Origin of the sequence: Streptomyces sp. E2N166 (assembly GCF_003671715.1) — a bacterium.
GTDB classification, from domain to species: Bacteria; Actinomycetota; Actinomycetes; order Streptomycetales; family Streptomycetaceae; genus Streptomyces; species Streptomyces thinghirensis.
On record NZ_RAIF01000032.1, the window covers coordinates 1,014,341 to 1,017,869 of the forward strand.

Consider the following 3,529-nt stretch of genomic DNA (forward strand, 5'->3'; position numbering starts at 1 on the left):
GCTGTCCCGTCGCCCCGGTCGGAAGGCCCGGCCTGCCGCCCCGTGGACGGCGGCCGGGCGCCGGTATCGTGCGACGGCGGGGCGTGCCCGTGGCGGCGTGTCCACCAGGTGTGGAAGCCCGCCGTGGCGATCAGGGTGGCCACCGAGGCCAGCAGCATGGCGGGTACCACGGGGCCGTGCCCGAAGAGGCGCGTCACGGCGTCCGTCACATCAGACATGTCTCGACTCATGCACCCACTGTGACGGGACGGTGTTGCGTGATCACGAACGCTCTGTGACCGATGGGTAAAGAAGGCTTCTGGGACATTTGTTGCTCTTCTTACCAGCGCCGTGTGTCAGGCGGCGGCCGCCTCCTCCGCCGGCGCGCTGCGCAGCCGCCGGGCCTGCCTCACCAGCCGGGACGAACCGCGCCGGTCCGCCGCCTCCGGCAGATGCGGCAGGTCGCCACGGGCCCCCACCCGCTCGGCGCACTCGGCGGCCACGGCGAGCAGCTCGCCGAGCCCGCGGGCCGAGGGGCCGGTCGAGCCGGTGGCCGGATCGGCGAGCAGGGCGGGCAGCACCTGGCGGAGCACGCCCCAGATGGCGGCGTTCGCCTCCGTCGCCGCCGAGGTCCGCACCGGCTTCACCGCGCCGCCCCGCACCAACTGGCCCAGGTCCGAGCCCAGCCGGACGGTGTCGAGCCGCTCGCACGCCGCCGGCACCGGCAGGGCGTCCACGGCGGCCGGCCGGTCCTCCGCGTGCCGGGCCCCGGGTCCGTACGCCACGCACAGGTGCACGGCCTCCCCCGCCTCGCCGTCCGCCTCGGCGAGGCGCGGCAGCACGGCGGTGGCGCCCCGGCCGTCGTCCACGGCCGCCGCGGAAGTCCGCCGAGGCGACGTCAGGAAGCCCGTCAGGGACCCGGGGTGATCCACGGCGCCGGAAGGCGTCGACTCCTCGGAGGTCTCCAGCCCCAGGCGCTGCCCGCCCGCCACGGATTCCAGCACGGAGGGTCGTCGACAGGCCACGGCCTGCAAAGATCGCGTCATGCGAAAAACCGTAGAGCCGACCACTGACAATGGGCCCGACCTGCGCAAACAGAGCCGCAGCGCCTGGATTTGGCGGATGTGCGGCGAACGGGGAGGCGGACGGGGCCGCGAGCCGCGCACCGGGGGATGACGCCGGCGCGCGGCACACCCGACAGGCTACGGGAACTACTGGCCGACCCGGCCCGGCTGGAGCACCTTCGTGTACAGCACCGTGCCGTCCTGCTCGCGCAGACGCACCGTCATCTCGGCGCTGTCGCCGTCGATGTCGACCTCGCCGAAGAACTGGTAGCCGCCCGCGGGCGAGACGTTCGAGGCGGTCGGCGCCTTCACGAACACCCTCTCCGGGCCGAAGGTCCCGTCGAGGGCGCTGGCCGGGAACGCACCCGAGTTGAGCGGCCCGGACACGAACTCCCAGAACGGCTCGAAGTCGGCGAACGCGGCCCGCGAGGGCTGGTAGTGCTGCGCCGAGGTGTGGTGCACGTCGGCCGTCAGCCACACCGTGCCGGTGATCCGCCGGTGCTTGACGTGGCGCAGCAACTCGGCGATCTGCAGTTCACGCCCCAGAGGCGCGCCGGGATCGCCCTGCGCCACTCCCTCGATGTTCGCCCTCCCCTCGGTGGAGTCGGGCACGACCAGGCCGATCGGCATGTCGGCGGCGATCACCTTCCACACCGCACGCGACCGCGCCAGCTCCCGCTTGAGCCACTCCAACTGCTCGCGGCCCAGAATGCCCTGCGGGTCCACGGTCTGGTCACCGGGGGAGTTGGGATCGCGGTACGTCCGCATGTCCAGCACGAACACGTCGAGGAGCGGGCCCTGGCGCAGCACCCGGTGCACGCGCCCCTCCCGCGCGCCGGGACGCAGGGTGGAGATCGGGAAGTACTCACCGAACGCGCGCCGGGCGCGGGCGGCCAGCACGTCCACGCTCTTCTCGGTGTAGCGGCTGTCCGTGTCCGTGATCACCTGGCCCGGGTACCAGTTGTTGCGCACCTCGTGGTCGTCCCACTGGACGACCGACGGGACCTGGGCGTTGAAGCGCCGCAGGTTCTCGTCGAGCAGGTTGTAGCGGAAGTTGCCGCGGAACTCGGCGAGGGTCTCGGCGACCTTGGACTTCTCTTCGGTGGTGATGTTGCGCCAGGTGCCGCCGCCGGGTAGGGCGGCCGTCTCCGCGATGGGGCCGTCGGCGTAGATGTTGTCGCCGCTGCACAGGAAGAAGTCCGGGTCCAGGGCGCCCATGGCCTTGTAGATGCGGTAGCCGCCGAGGTCGGGGTTGATGCCCCAGCCCTGGCCCGCGAGGTCGCCCGACCACACGAAGCGTGCCCCCTCGCGCCTGCGGACCGGCACCGTGCGGAAGGTGCCGGGGACCGGCTCACCGGTGCGGCGCGGGTCGTCCGGGTCGGCGAGGAGCACGCGGTAGTGGATCTGCTCGCCCGGCGGCAGCCCGCGCAGCCTGGTCGTGCCGGTGAAGTCCGTGTCCGTCCCGAGCAGCGGCCCGTGCCATCTGCGCGCATTGCGGAACGACTCGGTGGCCGACGTCTCGACGATCATGCGGGCAGGCCGGTCGGACCGCACCCACACGAGACCGGAGTGGGAGGTCACGTCTCCCGTCTGCACGCCCCAGCCCGCTCCCGGCCGCCCGGAACGGGCGAACGCCGGCGCCGCCCCGAGGGCGGTGGGCAGGGTCAGGGCCGCCGACGCGGCGAGGGAGCCGCGCAGCACGCTGCGGCGAGCGGGCAACGGACGGTGTGACATGGATGCGCCTCCAGGGACGTCCAGGGACGGGATCCGGCCGGTGTTCGGGCCAGTGTGCGGAGCCAGACCTACTGGTGCGGCGCGGCGGGCACGGAAACTCGGGGTGAACAACCAGCCGCCCGCGCGCGTGGAAGCACCTCACCCGCCCCGCGTCACACGACCCTGCCCATCATCTCCATCCCCGCACGAATGCGGCCCGGCGTCAGGTGCGCGTATCCCAGCACCAGCCGCACCTCCTTCGCCGCCGCGTCGTCACCACCCGCGCCGTGCCCGTAGTCCGCCAGCGAACGCACGGCGACCCCGGCCTCCGTCACGCGCGCGAGGAAGCGCTCCTCGGGGCCGTACCGCTCGGGGAGGGTGGCGATGACGTGGAGTCCGGCGGCGATGCCGGACACCCGGGAGCCGGGAAGATACTCCTCCAGGGCGGCGACCAGGGCGTCGCGCCGCTCACGGTAGGCGCGCTGACAGACGCGCAGTTGGCGGTCGTAGTCGCCGCGTTCCACGAAGCGGGCGAAGACTGCCTGGTCGAGGGCCGGATGGCCGAGGTCCGTGGTGCGCTTGCGCTCGACGACTTCGTCCGCCAGCCACTCCGGAACCAGCAGCCAGCCCAGCCGCAGTCCCGGGGCGAGCGACTTGCTGACCGAACCCGTGTAGGCGACGCGTTCCGGATCGAGCCCCTGGAGTGCGCCCACGGGGGCACGGTCGTACCGGAAGTCGCCGTCGTAGTCGTCCTCCAGGACGAGGCCGTCCAC

Annotated in this window: 2 protein-coding genes and 3 pseudogenes; all 5 read right to left on the reverse strand. The window is 73.0% G+C overall.

All coding sequences use genetic code 11. The annotated features are described in order from the left end of the window. Nucleotides 1–218: pseudogene (locus EBH09_RS31510) on the reverse strand (GNAT family N-acetyltransferase); the annotation flags it as partial. A 117-nt stretch (nt 219–335) separates the two neighbouring features. Further along, nucleotides 336–860 (reverse strand): annotated as a pseudogene (locus tag EBH09_RS31515) (hypothetical protein); the annotation flags it as partial. Then, a pseudogene (locus tag EBH09_RS38055) lies at nt 840–1,025 on the reverse strand (SWIM zinc finger family protein); the annotation flags it as partial. The pseudogenes EBH09_RS38055 and EBH09_RS31515, both read right to left, overlap by 21 nt. 165 nt (nt 1,026–1,190) lie before the next feature. After that, entirely contained in the window at nt 1,191–2,777 is a 1,587-nt protein-coding gene (locus EBH09_RS31520; protein ID WP_121750258.1) for an alkaline phosphatase D family protein, read from the reverse strand. A gap of 152 nt (nt 2,778–2,929) precedes the next feature. Next, a partial coding sequence (locus tag EBH09_RS31525) for a PLP-dependent aminotransferase family protein (protein ID WP_153182725.1) occupies nt 2,930–3,529 on the reverse strand: 600 nt, incomplete at its 5' end.